The following is a 21,919-nucleotide window of genomic DNA, read 5'->3' as shown; positions in this document are numbered from 1 at the left end:
TAGTCTAAGTCGTACTCTCTAATAATGATTATACTGCCCAAAATATCTTTACAGGGTTGTTACATATGTTAAAACAAAAAATAATAGGTTTGTCTTTAATTACTACGGCTTTAGTTGCGTTGGTAGGGTGTGGTGATAATAGTGAAAAAGATAATCCGAATAAAAAACAGATTACGATAGGCTTTGGTGTTGGTAATTATATTGACCAGGTGGATAAAGGTATCGTCCCGATTTTAGAGAAAAAAGGCTATACGGTTAATTTGCGCCAATTTTCGCAGAATAGGCAAATTAACCCTGCTTTTGAAGAAGGCTCTATTGACGCTTCTGTTAATCAAAGCCGTGCCTATATGGAAGCTTATAACAAAAAGAATAATATTAACATGGTGGCATTGACAGATTCACCGAGTGCGCCACAAAGTTTGCGGTCAAATAAACATAAAACACTGGATGATGTGAAAGATGGCATGATCGTTGCGCTATCTAATGACCCGGTTAATGCAGAACGTGGTGCTAGAATTCTGGAACAGTTAGGTTGGATTAAAATTAAGCCAAATGTGAGTACATTAAGCTTTAGTGTTAATGATATTTCACCTGATAAATATAACTTAGATATTCGAGAAACTGATGCTGCACAAGGGTTACGATTACTAGATGATGTCGATTTTGTCGTTGTGAATGGCAACTATGTTGCAAGTGCAGGTCAGCGCATTGCTGATGGCTTGGTCGTAGAAAATTCACCGTTAGAGCATCGTGTTATTGTGACTGTCATGCAAAAAGACCTAGATGCTCAGTGGGCAAAAGATTTGAAAGAAGCTTTTGAGTCTAAAGAATATGCAGATTATATTCGTTCGCAGCGTATTTACGATGGTTTTATTGAACCTGAAAGCTGGAACAAATACCCTAAATAAAATCCTAGTCTATTTTTTTATTATTAGTATTACGTTAACCACTAATTTTTATTAATTAGTGGTTTTTTCTATATAAACTAAATATCTTACTGATTTAATGTGAAAAATATTCGTGTTGAATTTGTAGACAATCTGATGTTTTTTCGTTATTTAATAGATTAAGAGCTGCATTATAAAAATAGAATATAGATAAGTTTATGTAAAAAATAGAACTGACAGGGGAAAGTATGAGTAACGAATTAATTGATGCATTTAATGTAATAAAATCCAAACGATGGGTTGATTTGACACATAGCTTCGATAAAGATTCACCGCATTTTTTTATGTTTGATTCTGCTGAGTTTAAAACATTATTTGGTTATCCAGAGGGTTTTTTTGCACAGCAATTTACATTTCCAGGCCAATATGGCACTCATATTGATGCTCCTTGTCATTTTGTCGAAGGAATGCGTTATTTACATGAACTCGAATTAAAGGAACTTGTTCTGCCATTGATTGTTATTGACCAGTCAGAAAGGGCAAAAAAAGATCCAAATTTTGTATTTTCTCTTGATGATATTCTCAATTTTGAAGCACAAAATGGCCGAATTGAATCTGGGAGTTTTGTTGCATTACGCACCGATTGGAGCAAACGTTGGCCATCACAAGAGCTTATGGATAATAAAGATGACGAGGGCAATAACCAAATACCGGGTTGGGGTATGGACGCCCTTAAATTTTTATTTGAAGAACGTGGAATAAAAGCTATCGGGCATGAAACATTTGATACTGATGCAGCAAAAGATTTTCGAAAAAATAATGCATTACTCGGTGAGTATTATGTATTAGAGCAAGATACATACCAAGTTGAATTACTCGCTAATTTAGACCAAGTACCCACACGTGGTGCCGTAATTTTTAATATTGTCGCTAAACCAAATAATGCCAGTGGTTTTCCTGTACGTTCTTTTGCAATACTCCCATAGGCAATATAATTATAACCAATCTGCTAATGTAATAGCAGATTGGTTAAAACGACTATAAAGCAAATATAATCCATGCAGCGGCTAATAGCATACACAATAGCGCGACAATTCCCCCTGATTTAGAAAACTCACTGAAAGAAATTTTTACGCCATATGCCGCTGATTGTTCAACGACAATAATCCCAGCAAGGCTACCAAAGACCAGTAAATTACTTGAAAAACCTGAACCCAATACAAGAGCAGCACCTAACGAATCGGCATTACCATCAGGTGTCAAGAATGGGACGAGTAACATAACTGAGGGGTTGTTTCCAACGATAGTGCTTAGAACACCGGTCACTAAAAATAGGGCTAATGGATTATTGAGATCCACACCGTAGCTTCGTAAATCAGTTAACAATTGCTGAGGAAGGCCTGTGGCGGCAAAAGCAGCGTTAACAACAAATAACCCCATGATGAGTAATAGAAGATTACCGTCGACGAGTTTAAGCATATCACTTGAGGCAATGGACCGGTTTAATAATAAAAACCCAGCAGCAGTCAATGCTATAAGTTCTTTAGGAATATCAGTCACAATAAAGGCAATGATGACTGCGAAGGTAATGACGCCAGCTTTTGCTGTTTCCCATACATTTAATGTTTCTTGGGTTGTTTGTAGGGGAGTTGTTTGCGTATTTTCTTTAGTCAAATACCAACGATTACGATATAACCAAACGAGTACCAACCATGTTAATGGTAAAGAAAGTAGAGCTGGTATTGCTGATGCCTGTAATAAGCCAACAAACGAGATATCGAGCCCTTGGGCTGCGATCATATTTTGTGGGCTACCAATTAATGAACCGGCTGCGCCATTATTCGCCGCGAAACAAAAACCAAGTAAAAATGGAATTGGGTTTAAGCCGCGAGACAAACTAATTGATACTAATAATGGTGTCATGGCGACAACAACAACATCGTTAGTGAGTAATGCAGAAAGAAAGCCACCGACAAGAATTAAAACCGCGAGTAATGTAGGGGGAGAAACTTTTAGTATTGCCACTCGGTTTGCGGTCCAACTATAAAAACCTGACACAACAAAAGAAGCAGAAACGACCATAAGCCCAAATAACATACCAATCGTTCGGTAATCGATAGCATTCCACGCATGAGGAGGTGTAATACTGCCGATAGCCATCATGGCTAGAGCGCCAATAACAGCAGCTCCAGTCCTATCAACTTTGAAGCCAGGTAGCTTACCAAAGCCCATTGCAATATAAACCAAAAGAAAAACAATAACGGTTAACGTCATGATATTCACATTTTAATTAAGAAAATTAGAGGTAATTTATCGATGAACACTCAGCGAAGCAAGGCTAAATAATGTATTGATAATAACATGTTGCAGTTAGCTCCATTTAAGATTGTCGCCAAAAGATAATAATAATGAAATTAAGAATGAAGTTTACAAATAGCGATAATAAGCATTGACCATAAGAAACGATAATCTGATTTATTGCAGTATAAAAAAACAAAGAAAATACATTGGGTAATTTTATTACAAAATTAAAAAAATATTTGTACAGATGAGAATTTGATGGCAACTCATAGGATTAAAAAAGAGAAATTGAAAATTAATTGTGACAAAAGTCACTATTTAAAGATAAATAACGTTTTTTAATTTGTGACAAAAATCACAAAAAATGGTTTTTTAGTGCAAAAAAAGAGCAATGTAATTTAGTAACACGAAATTTTTGTGAACTGCATCAATATAAATATAGGGTGGATAGGGGGGTAATGGTGACTTTGATCACATAAAGGCCCACGTGGTGCGAATCTGATAAAGCTCATGCTAGAGTGAAAGTGTTGAAAAAATCACGGACGTTATTTGGCGATAACGTTACAACTTTATCATTCTCGTACCACGGGGTTCTGTCATGGTAACATCAAATATCAAATTAAAGGTACAGAATTTTGGGCGTTTCCTCAGTAATATGGTTATGCCTAATATCGGTGCTTTTATCGCTTGGGGATTAATTACTGCGTTATTTATCCCAACTGGCTGGTGGCCTAATGAGACATTAGCTCAACTTGTAGGCCCTATGATCACCTATTTACTACCACTATTAATCGGTTATACCGGTGGCCGTTTAGTTGGTGGAGAGCGGGGTGGAATAGTTGGTGCAATAACAACAATGGGCGTAATTGTTGGTGCCGACATGCCAATGTTTATGGGGGCAATGATTGCTGGCCCATTAGGCGGATATGCAATAAAACGTTTTGATTTGTGGATAGAAGGCAAAATTAAAACGGGTTTTGAAATGTTAGTGAATAATTTTTCATCTGGCATTATCGGCATGTTATTAGCCATTTTGGCTTATTTAGCAATTGGGCCTCTTGTTGCAGGGCTATCCAAGATATTAGCAGCCGGTGTGAATGTGATGGTGGAGAATAATTTACTTCCACTCACGTCTATTTTTGTTGAACCTGCCAAAATCTTATTTCTTAATAATGCTATCAATCATGGTATTTTTTCACCACTAGGTATTCAGCAAGCGTCTGAAACAGGTGCATCCATCTTTTTCTTAATTGAAGCCAACCCTGGACCAGGTTTAGGTGTTTTACTCGCATATATGTTTTTTGGTAAAGGTAATGCTAAGCAGTCTGCGCCAGGAGCCGCAATTATTCACTTTTTTGGTGGCATCCATGAAATTTATTTTCCTTACGTCTTAATGAATCCTCGGTTAATTCTTGCTGTTATTCTGGGTGGAATGACAGGGGTATTTGTGATGAACCTTTTTCATGCTGGGTTAGTCTCTCCTGCATCCCCGGGCTCAATATTTGCAGTTCTACTGATGACGCCTAAATCATCACTTATCGGCGTTATTTTATCGGTCGCAAGTGCTACAGCTGTTTCTTTCATCGTTTCAGCTCTTTTATTAAAACGAACACGAATTGGTGATGATGATGAACTCGAGAGTGCGACGAAAAAAATGCGTAATATGAAAACGCAATCAAAGTCATCATCAGTAAATTCAATCAATAAAGATGCTTCTATCAATTTAGCTCAAGTGCACAACATTATTGTCGCTTGCGATGCAGGCATGGGTTCAAGTGCAATGGGAGCGGGGGTATTAGCCAAAAAAGTACGTGATGCTGGCTTGCTAGACATCACCGTCACTAATATGGCAATCAACGATTTACCAGAAAATGTTGATATTGTTATCACTCATAGGGATTTAACGCAAAGAGCGAAATCATTTGCGCCAAATGCAATCCATATTTCTTTAACAAACTTCTTAGATAGCCAGACGTATAATGATTTAGTCACGAATTTAATAGCTAAAAAAAATCCTAAGGCAGCTAATGATGGGCATTTAATTAAACAAACTATTGTTGCGGCTAATGATGAGTCATATGACATAACCGAACATGAAGAGGCTTTGTTTACTTTAAGTGCGAAGCACATCCATTTAAATCTGGCGGCAGAAAATAAAACTCAAGCTATCCGCTTTGTAGGGCAGAAGTTAGTTGAAGGCGGGTATGTTGAGCCAGAATATATAGAGGCTATGCTAGCTCGTGAAAAACTAACACCAACGTATCTTGGAGAGTCTATTGCGGTACCTCACGGAACAATAGAAGCCAAAGACCGCGTATTAAAAACTGGCATTGTTATTTGCCAATATCCTGAAGGCGTACAATTTGGTGAAGAACCCGATGAAATTGCTCGCTTAGTGATTGGTATTGCAGCACAAAATAATGAGCACATTGAAGTTATTACACGAATTACTTCCGCTTTAGATGAAGATGGGGTCATTGAGCGTTTATGTGAAACCCAAGATGTTCAGGAAGTACTCGAAATTTTAGCGTCTCAAAGTGCAGCATAAGGAGAATAATAATGAAAGTCATTCATTTTGGTGCAGGAAATATAGGCCGCGGTTTTATTGGCAAATTATTAGCAGACGCAAATTCACAAGTAACTTTTACTGATGTCAATCAGCCATTAATTGACCAACTAGCACATCAACAATCTTATAATGTTCATGTTGTTGGTCAGGAAAATCGTATTGAGAAAGTCCAACACATTCACGCTGTTAATAGTAATGACCCTAAAACGATAGAGTATATTGCAACGGCAGATATGCTTACAACAGCAGTCGGGCCTCAAGTGCTTGAAAAAATTGCCTCAACGATAGCTAAAGGCATTATTCATAGAAAATCGTTGGGAAATAACCAGCCACTCAATATTATTGCATGTGAAAATATGGTGAGAGGAACTAGCCAATTAAAGCAACATGCATTGGCTCAATTGCCTGAAGAGTTACATCAATGGGTTGAGCAGCATATTGGTTTTGTAGACTCCGCAGTTGACCGTATTGTTCCTCCGATGGAGGCAGCGAATGATGACCCGCTTGATGTTACCGTCGAATCCTTTAGTGAGTGGATTGTTGATCAGACACAATTTGTTGGTGATATTCCTATTATCGAAGGAATGGAATTAACGGATAATCTAATGGCATTTGTCGAACGTAAGCTATTTACGTTAAATACAGGCCATGCAATAACAGCTTATCTGGGACAATTATATGGATACCAAACAATTAGTGAAGCGATTGGCGATTTGAGGATCCACACTATTGTTAAATCGGCAATGAAAGAAAGCGGGCAAGTATTAATTCAACGTTATGGCTTTGATTCGAAAATACATAATCAATACATAGATAAAATACTGAGCCGCTTTGCGAACCCATATTTAAAAGATGATGTTAGCCGAGTAGGACGACAACCTATGCGAAAATTAAGTTCAAATGATCGCCTAATTAAGCCGTTATTAGGTACATTTGAATATCAATTATCACATGAAAATCTGATCATAGGTATTGCAGCTGCATTGCATTTTAGGTGTGAAACTGATCCCCAAGCAAATGAAATGGCAAGGTTAATTGTAGATAAAGGCCTTATCCAAACAGTCATTAAACTTTGTGGAATAGAGCAATATCCAGAGGTAATTGATAAAATTTGTACTCAATACCAGTTAATGATGTTGAGTAAAAAGTAATATTACGGATAATGGGTTAATTATTGAGGTTCAATCACTTTATGGCTATCTACTATGTCAACGAAAGTAATATAGCTATAAAGTGATAAAAGAAGCTAATATGGAAAATAAACAAAACATTGAAAATCAAATTCTTGAGCGGTTGAATCAACGACCAGAGGTGCACTTATTTGTTCAAGATGTCGTTATTTTAATTTCACAAGCTATTGATAAATTAATGTTAAAAGTTTTCAGAAAGGATGACTATGCAGTAAAATATGCAGTTGAGCCTCTTTTAACTGGAAATGGCCCATTAGGGGAGTTATCGGTTCGTTTGAAACTCTTATTTGCGTTAGGGGCTATTTCTCGTGAAACCTATGAAGATATAGAATTATTTCTTGCTTTGAATGAGTCATTATCTGCAGAAAAAATAAATGTAAATTTTACGGATGATGAAATTTTAGGCAGTATTAAAATGCTTCATTGTATAGAACCATTACCAGAAATGATGAGATTTAATCAGCCAGAAGATCTTATTGATAATCAATTAATTGAATTGCAAAAACACCGTTTTCAGCAAATGATCAAATCTTCATTGATATTGTCTGTAACAGCCTTAATTACCCAAATTATCGAAACGGATGTATTTTAAAATCGGTTATTCTATCATCCCTATTTTACTGTTTACTTATCAAGGTAAATATGTTTGAAATAATGCATTATTAGCCGAGAATCAGCAGAGCATCGAATGAATATTATTATTGCACATGAAATCACCACCGAAGATAAAGAAGAATTACTTGCAGGGTTGCGTAGTTTTAATACTAAGTTTTTAAATGCCGACCGATTTAGTTCATTAGGAATTTATTTTAAAAATGATGATGGCGTGATGCTTGGTGGTTTACTTGCCTCAATTAAGGCAAATTGGTTATGTATTGATTATTTATGGGTTAGTGAAAGTGCCAGAAATGATGGATTAGGCCGTGAATTGATGTATACCGCTGAACGGGAAGCAAAAAAACTAGGCTGTATGCATAGCTTAGTTGACACATTTAGTTTCCAAGCTTTGCCATTTTATGAAAAATTAGGATATGTGAAACAAATGTCATTACCTGACTTCCCGGAGACAGGTATGCAACGACATTATTTAACTAAGCGTGATATATGAATTTTATTATTACAACTAATTTCGGTGATAACTTTATTTGTATTCTCCTCAGTTGGGCTTATGCTCTCTAAAGGCTATTTTTACTTCATCTCTTTTCTTCTGGTATCGGCTAAATAAATTTACCAATAAAAAATACTATATACATGAGTACTTAGATTCCACTAAAAGTTACTAGACCTTCTTGGAAGTAAAAATAATCAATTTATTGTTTTTATTTGAAAATGGAGGTCTTAATAGATCTTTAGAAGTCCCTGCAGGAATCGATTTTTTATGTTATCAGTTTGATTAATAATGATTAAATTAATATTTATTTCTGATTGTAACCTTCTTTATACCCTCACTTTTTATTGGTGCTTTAATTACAAAGAATCTAAGATACTTAACTACCAAACCTTTATCCATGCCATGGGTCGTATTCTTATCGATATGTGCGAGCCTGGTTTCAACCCATGCTAAGTTAAAACCTTCCTCATGCAAGATAGTGCCCATCTTGTGACGGATACCATGTTTTGTTAGCCTTCCCTCATACCCAAACAATTAAATAGCCATGTACATCTGCTGCTGGTTGTAACATTCTCCAATACCTTTAATGATTACTTTAATATAATTGTTGCTAGCTATGAGGTTCATGATGCGCTTACCTTTTCTCCATTGATTTGTATACTTAATGTTATATATGGAAGGCCATATACTTTGTTATTATCCTACCGAAGGAGCAATACTCACGAGCCAAAATTGGTATTATGCTTATGTGGTTTCAGATTTAAAGAAAAACTGTTGATAACAGCCTGTTAATGAGCCCAGAAGTGTTGGCTTATTTTTCAATTAATCAATTCTCGTATAAAAAGTAAAATAACATTCAAGCGGCCAAGTCATTTCAATTACTCAGAACGGCACTCAATCAGTTGGTAGGAGGAGGGATCATTAATTAAAAGTGACTCATTTTTAATTAAATATCTATTAGCATTTTTGCTTATAACGAATTGAGGTGGGGGGATTTTACAATCCTGTTTATTAATAATAGATGCATTAAATCCTGTGGCTATTTCTTTTAATGTATAATTCCCCTCGCAAGAATATAATTCTTGCCAAGATGAAATAGTTAACTTAGCCTCATTGTTAAATTTAAATTTTAGATTAATAAGTGTATTAACATCATTATTTGATTTTTTCTCGGGATCGTGAAAATAATAGCAACCGATGGTTTTAGTTGCATATGCACAATTTAATATAATGAATGAGAGTAATGCACTAATAAATAGAAGGTAACTCATTTTTGATTCATTCATCGATGATAACTAGTATACATAGCGTAATAGCAGAAAGTAGGTTAGCACTTCGTTAATTAACCGATTAATAAGCATTTTGACGAACTTTAAAGGATTGTAAAATCCTATTCCAGATTTCAATCATTTGTTATATCTGTCTTAATAATGAACTCTAAAATTTCTTTTCTGTCTAAATTTATAGAATATTTAGGCACTGTACCGTCACCGTGCCCGCCCTCATAATCCATTGATGGCGTACTTTTCCATTTATTGCTAGATTTGAGTAACGTATATTCGTGCTTATCGCCATACATCTCAGTAGAACGGTTGTCATCAGATACCCATAAGCAAGGGGTCTTATCACGTAATTTCCACGTCACTGTTGCATCTGAACGACGACTATCTTTCGGGGCATTTTCATCAAAATACGTTCCGTAAAATTGGTAAGTATTCGCATGATATTGATCATTTATATCTAAAATGAAAGGATGAACATCATCATTACCTACCTTTTGACTAAAATCCGTTTCAACTGCGTTAGAGTCTAGTAATTCACGCCAACGCTTTTCTGACGTAAAAACTCACCCGAGAGTATCCCATGCTATTAATGCCAGATTACGGCGTATTCACCAGACTGAATCGCCCGTATCTTTATGTTTTAAGTTAGACCCCATAATGCTAGGTAAAAAAATAACAGGAACCACTTTGGTTGCAGGGATATCAAGGTGGACTTTGGCGTTCCGTGATTGATGTTCAGTCGTACATTCCCAAGAAACCCGTTTTTTCACATTAAATTGACAAAAACGGTGTTGGATATTTTCGCCTTGTTCATCCTGACTCATTGTATTTCCTTCAAATAGAGCATGGCGATGATTGATTTGATGTTCCCACTTATACTCAAATACATTTATTAATGAAAAATAAGGCGAGAATGATGACAATATCGATGAGCAATTTATTGAGTGATAGGGAATTATTTATTTTGCTGAATCAATGCATACCGGTTCAATAGTTGCTTAAAGTGGGTATCAATACGTTGATATTCTGATTCAGGTACAGTGCCTTGCGCTTGTAATTGTTCTAGTTGGCGTAGCTCTTCCTCGAGTGGCAACCCTTGATTAAAATGCTGACGTGCATTAAAAATAATCGTTTTTAATTCAGATCCAGTGATATAGCTGCGAGGTTTACCATCGAGACTGTCTAAGCGCGTACTGAGATTATTTAACTCCGTCATCCCTTCCGACCACTGTTGGAGTTTATCGCGAGATGACGCGTTGATTTGCATATTTTGCTGCCATTTATCGTTTAACGCGGTGACTTCTTGTCGCTCACTATAGTGTTTGGTGAGGTAATTCACCATACTCAGCCCATATTGCTGAGCCCAAATCGGGGATATCGACTCCAATTCCATAAGGTAGTTATCGATCATATTGAGTTTTTCGGGCGAGAAACTATTCGGTTGGGCTGAATTGGTTTGTAATTGCAGCTCAACTATCGATGCAATATTCGGTGTAAATTCAGGTAGTTGTGGGAGTGCCTGCGCTAAGGCATGACTATTAGTTGATGGTTGGAAAACATAGAACGCGCTGGCACAAAGTGCCCCTGTGAGAATGATACCTGCCGCCAATCCAACGTAAAGTCCTTTACGATAAGAAGGTTTGGCAAGTGGTGGAGGACTTATGGTCTCACTGGTTTTAATGGAAATCGGGGTGACTGCGGTATGAGCTTGAAATGTCGAGGGTGACGTTTTCGGGAGTTGCGGAAGTGTCGGTGGAATAAAACCGTTATCGGGCGCATCTGTACTCTCTAATTGCCTTGCTTGAGAGGCGAGTAAACTTTGTAAACGCTCTAGCTGAGTCAGGTGTTTGAGTTCTAATGTTTGTAACTGCTGTGCAATTTGGTTCAGCGTGATTTCAGTTTGGTAAAGTGCAGGGAGATCGGCATAAATGGGAGCATATGCACGTAATCCCGTCACTAATTGTTGGCTTAATGTGGCGATAATTTCGACGCGAGCATGGGTTTGCTGTGGCCAAAGTCCTTGCCAGTGGTGACGGAGTAAATGCTGGAGCAGTGATAATCCTTCATTTAATCCTTCGATGCCATTTTGATGCTGGCGGATCAGGGTAAACCAGGCGCAAGTTTGTAGATCTCCTCCATTTTGATTGAATAAGGATAAACATAAGCCATGAGCTCGAGCCCAGTCAACATCAGGGCGGGCAGGGTGGAAGCGTTTGTTTAACTCGTCTTTAAGGGCAGAGAAATCAGCCAGGGTGCGCGGGTCACCACCAAGGCGTAATGTCTTTAAGTCTGGATTCATAATTGTCTCATGCAATCGTCGGTTTAAATCGTATCGAATTGTTTTTTTAGATGATGTAATAAAATGCGTCCATCAGGCATAAATTGGGTGCCATAGCGGATCAAACCTTGTTCGTGCAACTCAACTTCAAGGGCATAGTGGAGTGCACCAAAGCTATTTTGCGGTAATAACATTAAAGAAAGAGATTTGATGCGGGGCTCATACTTGAGCAACGTTGCCGATAAAACAGTCATCATATTGTGAGCGGTGCCGGGGAGACCTTGGATCATTTTACTCATATCGGGAAGCCCGTAATCTGGAATATGTTCGATGCTCCCTGCTCTGGTATTGAGAATACGGCGAATATTGTCCATGACGGAAACCATCACTTGGTCATGTTCTGGAATGTCATCAATATTCAATCCTCCCGCAAAATACCCTGTCAACATTTCATATAATGAAGGTTGAGACATGTTATTTTTCTCCCAGCGGTTTTAGTGTCATCGTGTTATCCACGAGCGTTAATAAACGTGGGTCATCAGGTAATAACCGTTTTTTGGGGATCACCACACGCCAATCATCGGTGACAAGGTCTGGATGGTGAAACATCACGGCGATAGCAACAAACTCAGCGCCTTCTTCGAGAGGCATATCAAGAGAAATTGATTCGCCAGGGCGAATTCGCAGGTCTTTTTGTGTGACTAATGAGGATTTGAGTACTTGGCTATCTTTAGCGAAAAGGGTGGAATAGTCGCTTTCTACAAAGCTTTCAAAGTTTTTTAGTTGATAAACACGGATAATCGTTGATAACGATGCGCCAGTATCATCGGTATTTAATGCTTCACGTGCGACAAAATCTAAGTGTACGACTTTCACTTGTTTATAAAAGAGGGAGCTTGCAACATTGCGAGTACCATCACCGACCATCTGAGTAAGACCACAGCCCGATAGATTTAATGCGCTGAGGAGCATTAATGTTTTGCCGCAAAAGGAGAATAGAGGGAATTGTTTCATAAGTGATCCTCAAACTTAAAATCGATAATTAGCATAGTGTTGGGGAGGCGTACTCTGTATTGACGTCGTTAATCGTTGGTAACGCCCTAAATTTAACGTGATAACGTGTTCTTGATGCGCAGTTTGTGGGCTGAGTGTTCCCATTGCTGCGGTACGCCCCAATTGAACACCTTGGTGAGATTGAGTGCTTAACGCCGCATTGGGTAATAACTTTCTTGGTAACGTTAAGTTAAGACGAGCATTGACGCGTGATCCGAGATAAACATGCAATAGTGCCATTAAATCTTGATACAGCACCCCATCAGGCAACCAGTTCCGAGCTTCTTCAAGGTTATTGGTTTGTAAGATAATCAAAATTTGGCTATTAACATCGGTGGCGTACTGACCTAATACGGGTTTGTTGGCTAATGTCATCGGTGTTCTGCAGGATAACCCTGTTTGAGTGGCTTGCTCGATGCGTCTTGGGTCATGAGGCTTGATGTTAACTTGGGTATCAGGCGCCAGTAATTTAACTAATGATATAACCCCTTCGGCGGTACGAGTTGGAAAACGTAGCGTACCCAGTAATGCGAGAAATCGGGATAATGGCGCTTGTATATGTTGCGCCGTGCCAGGTATACCTAAGCCAATTAACCCATATAAATACTGGGAAGTTTCGTCTTCACCTCCCGCTAAAAATGTTGCAGGGTAAGAGTATTTTCGCCAAATACGATAAAACTGCGTCGTCAGTCGGTGGTTAAAAATATCTAAAAAATCGGCAAGAGACTCGGTTCCCTCACGTCGTTGTGCAATGTCATCAAGGTAGGTTGTCGGTAGCGGGGAAGTGACACCATATAACCCTAAAAAAGTCGTTCGAATGCTCGGAGTTATACTATCACGGTATCTATCGTCAATATCCAACCCTTTAATTTCGGTGACGGGAAAGCCCATTCCACGGTGAGGGCGAAAACGAATCGCATCTGTTTTGGGGTCTTGAGTACTGCCGAGCGGCGAGCTCTGTGCATTACTTTGTTCTAGTAGCTGGCAAAATCGATAGAAATTAACTAACGGAAGACGCTCCCCAAGCGCATCAAGAAGCGGATTTACTGAGGATGATTTTCGGTCCATGTCAGACTATTTCCTGTCGGTAAAATATGTAAAGTCAATTGGTTAAACAGGTGTACATCGGTATAGAGGGCAAAAAAACGGTTGAGCATTTCGCCAAAAAGATGAATGTCACCTTCACCGTTAAAGCCGTGGCTATCAATAGTGATGTCAATGGCAATACCTCGGTGTAAAAAGCCTTTTTCAAATCGTTCGATGAGATGCTGCTCAACGTGGATCATGGCATCGAGTTTACGGCTATTCAGGTCATCCTCTCGCCAATCGTAAAGTGCGAGAGTGCCTCGTAATACCTCTACGTTATCCATCATATTCAGGAAGCTGGCACCAAGGTGGCTAAGTACACGCCAATGAAATCTATCTTCAGCAGGTGGGTAGCAAGGTAGCGTAGGTTTGCATAAGTTACGAACCCGTAACTGTGTCTGTAAAGTCTCTTCAGTTCTGTCTAATAATGTACTTTGTAACGCTTTGCGAGGGAGTTGTCCGTTAGTCCCGGTTAATTGGAGCGATAGTGTTTCACTTTCAAGAGATGCGCTTGGTTGCTCGTGCGCTCTCCCTACAATTAACCATGTGTCATGTAGTCCGCTGACGCCGCGTTTAATTCGTGTGTGATAGTAATGTTCAGGGGCGTTGTGGCGGAGCATTCCCCCTCTGTGACGGAAACTACTGAATGGCACATAGTGAATATGTTCATCTCGCCTTGTGCCATGAACCGTATCGACTGCATAAATTTCGGTGTGTCCATCTTGCAAGCGCCGAGGGCGTAGTAAATATTCACTTTCTAGCCCATTAACCGTCAGTGGGTCGGCTTCAATGTTGAATAAGTTGATCACCGGAACGCTGTGCAGTTTTAGGTTATCCGTACTTAATGGAATATCGCTATCCCATAGCGTATCAAGCACAATTTCGAGTTCAAAATGACTCAATCCTTCAGGTAATTGAATCTCACCGAGCCCGTTTAAGTTGACGAAGAAAAATTTTTCACGGAAAGAAAAATACTCCAGTAATAGCTGGTAGCCGCTGAAAGTGCTATCGCTTTTAGGCCACAGTTGGTCTTCTTCAGCAAAGCCCCCCGGGGAAAACCAAAGGGGTAAACGAATACGATCAGGGGACGATGGCAGGCGAATATAGGTGGCTGCAACTTGCTTAGTCAGCGCTAAATGGAGTGCATAGGTCGTTGGAACGTCACCAGAGAGATAAAAGGGGAGTGCATTAAGCGCGGTTTGTTTCCAGTCAGCGAGCTTCCCACAATCGAACTGCAAACGAATTACGGAACGGCCATCAGGCTCTGTGGTTAAATTAACGGTTGATAGCACAATGGGATTGAGCGTTAAGTCTCGCGTTGTGCGATAGCGGCAGACGGTCTTTTTGGGACCAATCGGGCGCGAAAGCACTTCAAAGTTAGCAGGGATCACCGATGAGAGTTTCATATCGTGAATATCTGGCGCGAGTTCAACGACAGAAAGTGATGGAATAGTTTGTAGATAATGAGGCCAAAGTAGGCTAACTAACCCTTCTGTTAACTCAGGTAAATCATCATCAATTTTTTGGCGCAATTGCCCCATGGAGAAGGCAAAACCTTCAAAAAGTCGTTCAACAAAAGGGTCAGGAATGCCCACTTTGTCTAAATCTAATAACGCCGCACGATCGGGGTGAGCTTGAGCGAATTCTTTAGCTGCTTCACGCAGATATCGCATCTCCGCATCATAATAGCGAAGGGTTAAATCATCCATTTGTGTGGTTCTCATTGATTAATTTAGGGGTAGAGCACTAAGGCTCGCACAGGATCTAATCGTGTGAGTTGAGCCAGTAACTCAGACATTTGATGATGCAGTTCAGCTTTGTCAGGCGTGTTACGCTGCGTTTTCCCTCGCAACAGTTGCAATTGGCGGGCTTTAACTTCAAATAACGAGTGTGGTTCCCAATCAGCGAGACGCATCTGCTCAGCACTGTGGTCTAATTCACGAAGTAAATTCAGTGCCAAATCATAACGAGCAAATTGTTCAGCCACTCTTGCCATCACTAATTGCAGCAACCATTTTTGACGGGGTGTTTGGATATTCGGACGTGACATTAACCAGGCTAATGCGGCTTCAACGCCTTCAGTGTCAGCTTGAGTTAACGCTTCTTGTTCTAACGAAAATATTGAGTCGTTATCATCGTCACTTGTGCCACGAACAGGCATGTGGTGGAGAGACTGAATATTCTCTTCTAGAATATGCTGTTTGATCCACGCTAATGTAACTTCATCAGCGAAAGGTGTGCCATCTTCCCAAGCGAGATTTTCTAAACCCGGTAAGCGAAGTAAGAACTGCTTTAAATCAGAAGTAATCACTTCTGCCCAGCCGTCCCACGGCGCAGGGGATTTACTCAATGCCTGATGCAAATACCACTGCACATCTAACCAAAAATGATTAACGCCTTCTGCAAACAATCGATCGGCTTGCTCGGTGAGTTCGAGCCAATTTTGTTGCAGATATAAACGTTTTAGCTGCGCTTTGGCATCTGAGCGTGGTGGGGCTAATCGAGTACAACCTTGCTGATTTTGTGGGGGAGATTGGTGTAGCGTATCCCACCGTACGGATTTCATCAGCCGGTGACCTGACAACCAACCATTAGGTTGATTACGCAGATAATTGGCAAGCACTTTGGCTTGGTCAAGTAATTCGCGACCCGATTGAATAGGGGTAATAGAGCTGATACCCGATGATGTCTGTTTTGTTGATGTATTTTCTGTTGATTTAATATTTTGAGGAACAACACTATTCGCACCGCCAGATTGTGCAAGTCGATTTTCTAAGGCACGTAAGAGGGGCGCAAGGTTAGGGCGGCTTGCTTCATCCCATGTACTAAATTCATCCACAATCGAGCTAAGTAACGCCACGATACGTGCAAATTCGTTACTATCCACTTCAGGATAAAGGGATAAGCTGTCGATAACTCGTTGACCCGCGAGCCATTCAATGGCGGATTTTCGGCTATTTGGGCGATTTGGCAGCAAGTCATCATGGTAACGGTGGAGTAACCCTGCCAGTAATCCTAACCCATCGGCTAATCCCGTTTCCCCTTCACGATGCAAACGCGCCCAAATATAGTAAGTGATAACGCGTGCGTCTTTACAGACATGAGTTAAGAGATTTTCGGCAAGTGTACAGATTAATTGTGTATCTGAGCCTGATAACTTGTTGACTTCTTCTTTCATACGTTCGAAGTCATCGTCATAGCCAGGGTCTTCCCCAACCGGATTTTCAGCTGTGATTGGCAATAACCAGCGTTCCCATAACACGACTTGTTGTTCCACTAATTGATTAGCGACAAGCGGATTTCCGGTAAAACAGGCTGTGCGCAAGGCAGTTAATAAAGGCATAGGTGATGTCCTATCGAGGCTAATCCAAGAAGATTTTTTCAGGTAGCACAAAGTTACGTAGTTTTAATAGCGCCAGTGGGCCTTGGCCCATTTCAGTACGCAGTTGGTAATTGAGTGTATTGCCAGCTGGCGTGGTCCATGACACGGTATAGCTACTGGTGCTTCCTGCATAAGGCGCGACATTGGCTGTCTCGAGTAAACGGATTAACCCCCAGACACCAGGATGATCGCCATAGAGTCGGGTACCGGTGGAGGTCGTCATCCAAGACAATGAGGCGCCTGACGCGATGGTATCGGCAGGCCATACAAACCGTTGCCATTGCGGGAACTGGTTATCGTAGGTAAGATTTTGCTTATCGATCACCAGTACGGTCTGCATCACCTGTTTACTGGTTCCCGGACGCATCTCGAAGTACAGGCGAGCCTCTCCATCGGCGAAGGCCACATCGCCTAGCTCACTCAAGGTATTCATAGCCTGAATAAACTCAGGGTTAAAGCGTAAACCTTGAGCATTCGTGCTATTGGGTACCCAATGGTTACCTTCTTTGCGTAAGACACCTTGCAAACGTGTTTCTAAGAAGCGCTGAATACGTCCATTATCAGGGCGAAGATATTGTGCCATCAGAGGCAAAGAAATATCACTTTGCGTGTCTTTCAAGGGATAGCGACCGCCAAAGGCGTTGTTCCATTCATTGACAATCGCATTTTGCCATTCGCTATTGATCCCTTGAGCGGTAGGTGTGAGCAATTGCTGCCACGCTTGGGTCATGGGCTCCACTAACAGTGCATCGCCAAAAGGTTGCCACTCTTGCCCAAAACTGGCGGCAATCAAGCTCCCCATATCCCGCGTTTCGGCAAAATCGACACTTTTACCTTCTAGAATACTTTGTGCGAAGGCTTGGGACATGGCTTGTGGGTCGGGGGCATTTACCACTTGCTGAAGTTTTAAGCGCACACGAGTAATACGGGTTAAATACGCTTGTAAACTCAGATTATCACCGGTTTGTGAGGTGGCTTGAGGATCAACAAAGTTTAGGATAGGACCAAACGTCTCTTCCAATGGCCCCGTAAAATCGGCTTTTTGGTTAATCACCGGTTTTTGTTCTTTGTTGAGCAGCTCTTTTGCCGAATTAACAAACGAGTCGGCCAGTTTTTCTGCCTGACGTCCGGTTTTCCCTTGGTAGGCGAGGGTATTCATCAGGGCAATGACCGGAGATTGGCGAACATCGCTCATTAATGTGAGCTGGTCAATAGTATCGGACAGGCTGTCGGTCTGTCGCCATTGCAGGCTGTTTAAAAAATTTAACCAGCTACTTGAAAAATCGGCAAAATAACGCTCGGTGAGTTGCTGTTTAAGTACGTCAGGCGAAATATCTTGGCTAAGTTCATGCTGGTTGTCGCTCAATACCCAGTCAATTTCATTGCGACGGGATTCAACCACTTTTTTGATGGCGGGTTGAATGGATTCTTCCCACGCTTTGCGGGTAAAAATGCCCGGTACAAACTCTTCTGTCGTCAATAAAAAGCTAACATCAGTATCGTTTGTCATGTCATTGAGGGTCATATCCGGAAATTGGTTCTGTGCCTGCAAAAGCACTTTTTGGTATAATGAAGCACTTTCGCTGCGTTGGCCGATTTGTCGAATGAGTAAGGTACGGCTTTGATTAATCAGGTTATTGTTAGCCGATAATTGCCAGCCAGGGTGCTTGGGTAGCTGCTGCGCGTAGAACATAAGCAACTCTTTGCCGAGAGTGTGCCATTCTCCTTCATCCATTCCCTGAGGGGCGGGTAGGGTAGTTAGGATACTATCAGTAAAAAACGCCGGATCCATGCGTTCAGGCGTACTCATCATGAGATAAGTTTTTAAATCTTGATATGCACGTTGTGTCGCTTGGCGACGCTCATCACTATTTGGCGATAATTGTGTATAGGCTTGCAATCGTTGCTCAAGTTGTTGACGGATATTATCTCGCAGAGGAGGGAGTACCGTCTGCTGATACAACGGCCATAAATGCGCTAATAGCGGCTCATTGCTATTCAAGCCAAAATGCAGCCAAAAAGGCACTGAGTTCTGTTCCCGATGAGTTAACAGCCCAAGAGTTTGCTGAAAATCATACTGAGCTTTGAGGCGTTCAGTTTCCGGTAATTGGCTGTTAGCGGCGACGCTCGCACTTTGGTAGCTCTCTTCGATAAGCTGGCGATTGGCGAAATAAGAGACAATCATGCCTGCACCCCACAAGGTCATGGCGGTAGCAGCACCGTATTGAAGGAGACGTTTTTTGTCAAAGCCTAAAGAGGCAGGCTGTAAACCGGATGCCAGTTCAGATTGCACATTTAACCAGCTTTGCCAGCGCGTATCGGGGTGCCAACTATTGGGTAAACGTTGCTGATTTAACGGATTGATAGAAGGGCTAAATGCGATACCGGAAAAAGGCAGCGTACGTAATTGGGTATTGAGTGGCGCTAATGCGGTCGCAAGCTGCTGGCTGCCCCCGTTTTGTAGAAATTGGGCTAAAGCGAGTAGATAGGTGTGTTTCTGTTCGCGAAGTAATGCTTGGGTTCCGTTGATCACAAGTGCGGGGATCAGGCTTAACAAGCTAGGTGATAGCGCCTCGGCTGGCATATTTTGTTCTGTCATGCAGACAATAGATGGCATTTCGACAGCACTGAGGGATTGTTGGTCACTGACACTCCATACCCAAACAGGCGCACGCCAACCTAATGCTTGGAAGAGGTTTTGGATTGCACGCCCAGCGTTATGGGCTGTTGCGGTATTGAGGTTAGTGAAAGTGACGTTGTTGTCTAAAAGCTGGGAGGAAATGCTGTTTTCAGTCACCCAAATCACGCCATCGAGCGGACGACGTCGGCGTAGGTGTTTGAGGATCTCTAGTCGCTCTGAATCTATAGAATTCCCTATGTCACCACCATAGACAAGTAGGGTGCCATCGCACTCTTGCCAGATTTCTTGAGTCAGGCTAGGGGCGAGTTTTTCGACGGCGGAGTGGGAGCCGAGGAGATAAATAACAGAAATTTTATGTAAACCAAATCGACCATATACTTGCCTTAGAGCCTGCAACATTTCATTCGACGTATTATTATCATTGGCTTTTTTTAACCATTTATATTTATGTAAAAATGGCGCTATTGATGAAAGCGATATTCGGCGAATGAAGAACAAATAGACAGGGGCAATTAAGAGCAGAATGAACCAAGAAATAATTGAATATAGAAAAATGGATTTATCAGAATATTGGGTCGCAAAATAGTCATTTCCGGATAAGGAATAAAAAGTGCCCGCTAAGATCACGATTACAGTGATCGCGAGTAAATAGCCAATAATCAATGCACTTATTGGGGTTTTGGGGCTTATTTTATTTTTGCTCATGACGGGAAATAACTCCAGCAAGGTGTTTATTGTCAATGATGTTCGACGTCCATCCACAAGAATCGACATTATTCTGTATGCAATGGGTTGTTGATTGAGAAATAGCTAGAAACGGAGAAGAGCGAGTGACTCCGCCGTAGTATGGAAAAAGAACATTATCGATACAGTTCCAATCGGTAGAAGTGAATGCAATGGCACTGTCACTATCCATGGAAATGGTGAGGTTAGGAGCCGTTTCTAAGTTTGCATATCGCTTTAAGTGAGTTGTTAGCTGATTAATATCTTCATGATGAGCATCAATGGTTTCACAACGATGAATAGCGTAATTTCCCGTATTCCCAATTAACCAAAGAAACCCGCTTTCGGATTGAATCACATGTTCTTCTTTATCAAACAGATTTGTTCCGGCAATGATGAGCTGTTCGTTATCGCCATAATGTTCATAATGACTGTCAATAATATTATCGAGGTCATCAATGGAATGGATGATATTCCCATCGATTGGCGTATTACTATAGAGCTCATTAAATAAATTCAAGAAAATCGCTAGCGTTGATTCGGTTCCGAGCCAGTAAATACTCTTAATATTTAAATTTGAGTTCATGTGTTTAAACTTAAATTCATTAAATAATAGTTTGGCGAGCATTTCATCTTTGTTCTTTTGATGACCGATTAAAATGGGACATCGAATAATTTGTTTTTCACCATTAATTTCTGGTGGTGGAGGGACGATTCTATTACGGATTAGCATCTGCCAATCCGTTTGATTGCTCCCCAAACAACCAATAATGATAGTATCTATAATAGGTAAGTATTTTGATTGATAATCCCACCACATACTTTCATCTTTTTCAATTGATTCAAAGTGAATATTTTTATGATAGGTGCGTATTTGGTAAATAAGGTAATAAATAGAAAATATCAGTAGATAAACAAGAGTAGGTAGAATAAAACCAGTAAACCAAAAAAGTGTGGTTTTATTGGGTGTGTCTTTAGGCCAATAAATATTAGTGATGAGTAAGAAGATAGAAATGATAATAAGGATACCTTGCCCCCACCGTTTCCAATTAATCGGGGGGACATTGGGTGTTTCAGGGTAGTAAGGGGGCATTCTCATGGCTTAATATTCATCAATGCAAGGGAACTGACCAGCGTGCAACCGCATGCACAGCGATGCCCATCTAGAGCGACTGGATTTCCATTCATGGACGAACCTGATGTCCCTTCTACGATAGTGGTGTGTCCATGACGGTTGCATACAGCGCTATCGCCAACACAGGCAACGGGTTTACCAAAGGCGAGATATTGACCTGATAGCACGCTTCCGCCATAAGGCTTTAATGTATCCCCAACTCGAATAATGTTTTTCATAATTTATTTACGTTATAGAATTTGTTTTAAATTAAATTCAGGTGAATGATTATTTAATTACT

19 protein-coding genes and 1 pseudogene are annotated in these 21,919 nt (G+C 40.5%); 6 read left to right on the top strand and 14 right to left on the bottom strand.

What is annotated here, in order from left to right; all coding sequences use genetic code 11:
- Window positions 1-65: 65 nt before the first annotated feature.
- Both PSF09_RS09525 and PSF09_RS09520 read left to right on the top strand, forming a co-directional pair.
- Window positions 66-908 (top strand): MetQ/NlpA family ABC transporter substrate-binding protein, encoded by an 843-nt coding sequence (locus PSF09_RS09525; protein WP_272665866.1) that lies wholly within the window; start codon window positions 66-68, stop codon window positions 906-908.
- Between the two features lie 227 nt (window positions 909-1,135).
- Window positions 1,136-1,873: a cyclase family protein gene (locus PSF09_RS09520; protein ID WP_272683822.1), complete on the top strand. Its 738-nt coding sequence runs from the start codon at window positions 1,136-1,138 to the stop codon at window positions 1,871-1,873.
- Between the two features lie 52 nt (window positions 1,874-1,925).
- Here the strand turns inward: PSF09_RS09520 and PSF09_RS09515 are convergent, their stop codons facing one another.
- The gene (locus PSF09_RS09515) at window positions 1,926-3,161 is read right to left on the bottom strand and encodes an SLC13 family permease (RefSeq protein ID WP_272683821.1); all 1,236 of its coding nucleotides are present in this window, start codon (window positions 3,159-3,161) and stop codon (window positions 1,926-1,928) included.
- A gap of 625 nt (window positions 3,162-3,786) precedes the next feature.
- Between PSF09_RS09515 and PSF09_RS09510 the strand changes: the two genes are divergently transcribed.
- From PSF09_RS09510 to PSF09_RS09495, 4 genes are all read left to right on the top strand, one after another.
- Window positions 3,787-5,736 (top strand): PTS mannitol transporter subunit IICBA, encoded by a 1,950-nt coding sequence (locus tag PSF09_RS09510; protein WP_272683820.1) that lies wholly within the window; start codon window positions 3,787-3,789, stop codon window positions 5,734-5,736.
- Window positions 5,737-5,747: 11 nt separating this feature from the next.
- Window positions 5,748-6,908 (top strand): mannitol-1-phosphate 5-dehydrogenase, encoded by a 1,161-nt coding sequence (locus PSF09_RS09505; RefSeq protein WP_272683819.1) that lies wholly within the window; start codon window positions 5,748-5,750, stop codon window positions 6,906-6,908.
- Window positions 6,909-7,008: 100 nt separating this feature from the next.
- Window positions 7,009-7,539 (top strand): MltR family transcriptional regulator, encoded by a 531-nt coding sequence (locus tag PSF09_RS09500; protein WP_272683818.1) that lies wholly within the window; start codon window positions 7,009-7,011, stop codon window positions 7,537-7,539.
- A gap of 96 nt (window positions 7,540-7,635) precedes the next feature.
- Complete coding sequence (locus PSF09_RS09495; RefSeq protein ID WP_272665859.1) at window positions 7,636-8,055, top strand: GNAT family N-acetyltransferase; 420 nt, start codon at window positions 7,636-7,638, stop codon at window positions 8,053-8,055.
- A gap of 402 nt (window positions 8,056-8,457) precedes the next feature.
- Here PSF09_RS09495 and PSF09_RS09490 read toward each other — a convergent pair.
- The 13 genes and pseudogenes from PSF09_RS09490 to PSF09_RS09430 form a co-directional block, all read right to left on the bottom strand.
- A pseudogene (locus tag PSF09_RS09490) lies at window positions 8,458-8,592 on the bottom strand (tyrosine-type recombinase/integrase); the annotation flags it as partial.
- 344 nt (window positions 8,593-8,936) lie between these two features.
- On the bottom strand, window positions 8,937-9,344 hold the full coding sequence (locus PSF09_RS09485; RefSeq protein WP_272665858.1) for a hypothetical protein: 408 nt from the start codon (window positions 9,342-9,344) through the stop codon (window positions 8,937-8,939).
- 116 nt (window positions 9,345-9,460) lie between these two features.
- Entirely contained in the window at window positions 9,461-9,703 is a 243-nt protein-coding gene (locus tag PSF09_RS09480; protein WP_272683817.1) for a hypothetical protein, read from the bottom strand.
- 246 nt (window positions 9,704-9,949) lie between these two features.
- Complete coding sequence (locus PSF09_RS09475) at window positions 9,950-10,165, bottom strand: hypothetical protein (RefSeq protein ID WP_272665857.1); 216 nt, start codon at window positions 10,163-10,165, stop codon at window positions 9,950-9,952.
- Window positions 10,166-10,296: 131 nt separating this feature from the next.
- Window positions 10,297-11,640, bottom strand: coding sequence for a VasL domain-containing protein (locus PSF09_RS09470; protein WP_272683816.1), 1,344 nt, complete (start codon window positions 11,638-11,640; stop codon window positions 10,297-10,299).
- A 23-nt stretch (window positions 11,641-11,663) separates the two neighbouring features.
- The gene (tssE, locus tag PSF09_RS09465; RefSeq protein ID WP_210839138.1) at window positions 11,664-12,092 is read right to left on the bottom strand and encodes a type VI secretion system baseplate subunit TssE; all 429 of its coding nucleotides are present in this window, start codon (window positions 12,090-12,092) and stop codon (window positions 11,664-11,666) included.
- 1 nt (window position 12,093) lies between these two features.
- Window positions 12,094-12,633 (bottom strand): type VI secretion system lipoprotein TssJ, encoded by a 540-nt coding sequence (gene tssJ / locus PSF09_RS09460; RefSeq protein WP_272665855.1) that lies wholly within the window; start codon window positions 12,631-12,633, stop codon window positions 12,094-12,096.
- Window positions 12,634-12,648: 15 nt separating this feature from the next.
- Window positions 12,649-13,740, bottom strand: a complete 1,092-nt coding sequence (gene tssG, locus PSF09_RS09455) for a type VI secretion system baseplate subunit TssG (protein WP_272683815.1) — start codon at window positions 13,738-13,740, stop codon at window positions 12,649-12,651.
- Entirely contained in the window at window positions 13,716-15,467 is a 1,752-nt protein-coding gene (tssF, locus tag PSF09_RS09450) for a type VI secretion system baseplate subunit TssF (RefSeq protein WP_272665853.1), read from the bottom strand. Before tssF ends, tssG begins: the two co-directional genes overlap by 25 nt.
- 23 nt (window positions 15,468-15,490) lie before the next feature.
- Complete coding sequence (gene tssA, locus PSF09_RS09445; protein ID WP_272665852.1) at window positions 15,491-17,101, bottom strand: type VI secretion system protein TssA; 1,611 nt, start codon at window positions 17,099-17,101, stop codon at window positions 15,491-15,493.
- A 19-nt stretch (window positions 17,102-17,120) separates the two neighbouring features.
- Window positions 17,121-20,486 (bottom strand): ImcF-related family protein, encoded by a 3,366-nt coding sequence (locus PSF09_RS09440; protein ID WP_272683814.1) that lies wholly within the window; start codon window positions 20,484-20,486, stop codon window positions 17,121-17,123.
- Window positions 20,473-21,603: a hypothetical protein gene (locus PSF09_RS09435; protein WP_272683813.1), complete on the bottom strand. Its 1,131-nt coding sequence runs from the start codon at window positions 21,601-21,603 to the stop codon at window positions 20,473-20,475. The genes PSF09_RS09440 and PSF09_RS09435 overlap by 14 nt, the downstream gene beginning before the upstream one ends.
- Window positions 21,600-21,857, bottom strand: coding sequence for a PAAR domain-containing protein (locus tag PSF09_RS09430; protein ID WP_272683812.1), 258 nt, complete (start codon window positions 21,855-21,857; stop codon window positions 21,600-21,602). Before PSF09_RS09430 ends, PSF09_RS09435 begins: the two co-directional genes overlap by 4 nt.
- Between the last annotated feature and the right edge of the window lie 62 nt (window positions 21,858-21,919).

It is taken from the genome of Providencia sp. PROV141 (assembly GCF_028481645.1).
Taxonomy (GTDB): Bacteria; Pseudomonadota; Gammaproteobacteria; order Enterobacterales; family Enterobacteriaceae; genus Providencia; species Providencia rettgeri.
Note: the sequence above shows the minus strand (reverse complement) of the source record. Positions and strands in the feature narration are given on the sequence as shown.

What these genes read in the sequence shown, in the direction of transcription:
- PSF09_RS09525 (WP_272665866.1), top strand. Translation starts at nt 66, where the DNA reads ATGTTAAAACAAAAAATAATAGGTTTGTCTTTAATTACTACGGCTTTA.
- PSF09_RS09520 (WP_272683822.1), top strand. Translation starts at nt 1,136, where the DNA reads ATGAGTAACGAATTAATTGATGCATTTAATGTAATAAAATCCAAACGA.
- PSF09_RS09515 (WP_272683821.1), bottom strand. Translation starts at nt 3,161, where the DNA reads ATGACGTTAACCGTTATTGTTTTTCTTTTGGTTTATATTGCAATGGGC.
- PSF09_RS09510 (WP_272683820.1), top strand. Translation starts at nt 3,787, where the DNA reads ATGGTAACATCAAATATCAAATTAAAGGTACAGAATTTTGGGCGTTTC.
- PSF09_RS09505 (WP_272683819.1), top strand. Translation starts at nt 5,748, where the DNA reads ATGAAAGTCATTCATTTTGGTGCAGGAAATATAGGCCGCGGTTTTATT.
- PSF09_RS09500 (WP_272683818.1), top strand. Translation starts at nt 7,009, where the DNA reads ATGGAAAATAAACAAAACATTGAAAATCAAATTCTTGAGCGGTTGAAT.
- PSF09_RS09495 (WP_272665859.1), top strand. Translation starts at nt 7,636, where the DNA reads ATGAATATTATTATTGCACATGAAATCACCACCGAAGATAAAGAAGAA.
- PSF09_RS09485 (WP_272665858.1), bottom strand. Translation starts at nt 9,344, where the DNA reads ATGAATGAATCAAAAATGAGTTACCTTCTATTTATTAGTGCATTACTC.
- PSF09_RS09475 (WP_272665857.1), bottom strand. Translation starts at nt 10,165, where the DNA reads ATGAGTCAGGATGAACAAGGCGAAAATATCCAACACCGTTTTTGTCAA.
- PSF09_RS09470 (WP_272683816.1), bottom strand. Translation starts at nt 11,640, where the DNA reads ATGAATCCAGACTTAAAGACATTACGCCTTGGTGGTGACCCGCGCACC.
- tssE (WP_210839138.1), bottom strand. Translation starts at nt 12,092, where the DNA reads ATGTCTCAACCTTCATTATATGAAATGTTGACAGGGTATTTTGCGGGA.
- tssJ (WP_272665855.1), bottom strand. Translation starts at nt 12,633, where the DNA reads ATGAAACAATTCCCTCTATTCTCCTTTTGCGGCAAAACATTAATGCTC.
- tssG (WP_272683815.1), bottom strand. Translation starts at nt 13,740, where the DNA reads ATGGACCGAAAATCATCCTCAGTAAATCCGCTTCTTGATGCGCTTGGG.
- tssF (WP_272665853.1), bottom strand. Translation starts at nt 15,467, where the DNA reads ATGGATGATTTAACCCTTCGCTATTATGATGCGGAGATGCGATATCTG.
- tssA (WP_272665852.1), bottom strand. Translation starts at nt 17,101, where the DNA reads ATGCCTTTATTAACTGCCTTGCGCACAGCCTGTTTTACCGGAAATCCG.
- PSF09_RS09440 (WP_272683814.1), bottom strand. Translation starts at nt 20,486, where the DNA reads ATGAGCAAAAATAAAATAAGCCCCAAAACCCCAATAAGTGCATTGATT.
- PSF09_RS09435 (WP_272683813.1), bottom strand. Translation starts at nt 21,603, where the DNA reads ATGAGAATGCCCCCTTACTACCCTGAAACACCCAATGTCCCCCCGATT.
- PSF09_RS09430 (WP_272683812.1), bottom strand. Translation starts at nt 21,857, where the DNA reads ATGAAAAACATTATTCGAGTTGGGGATACATTAAAGCCTTATGGCGGA.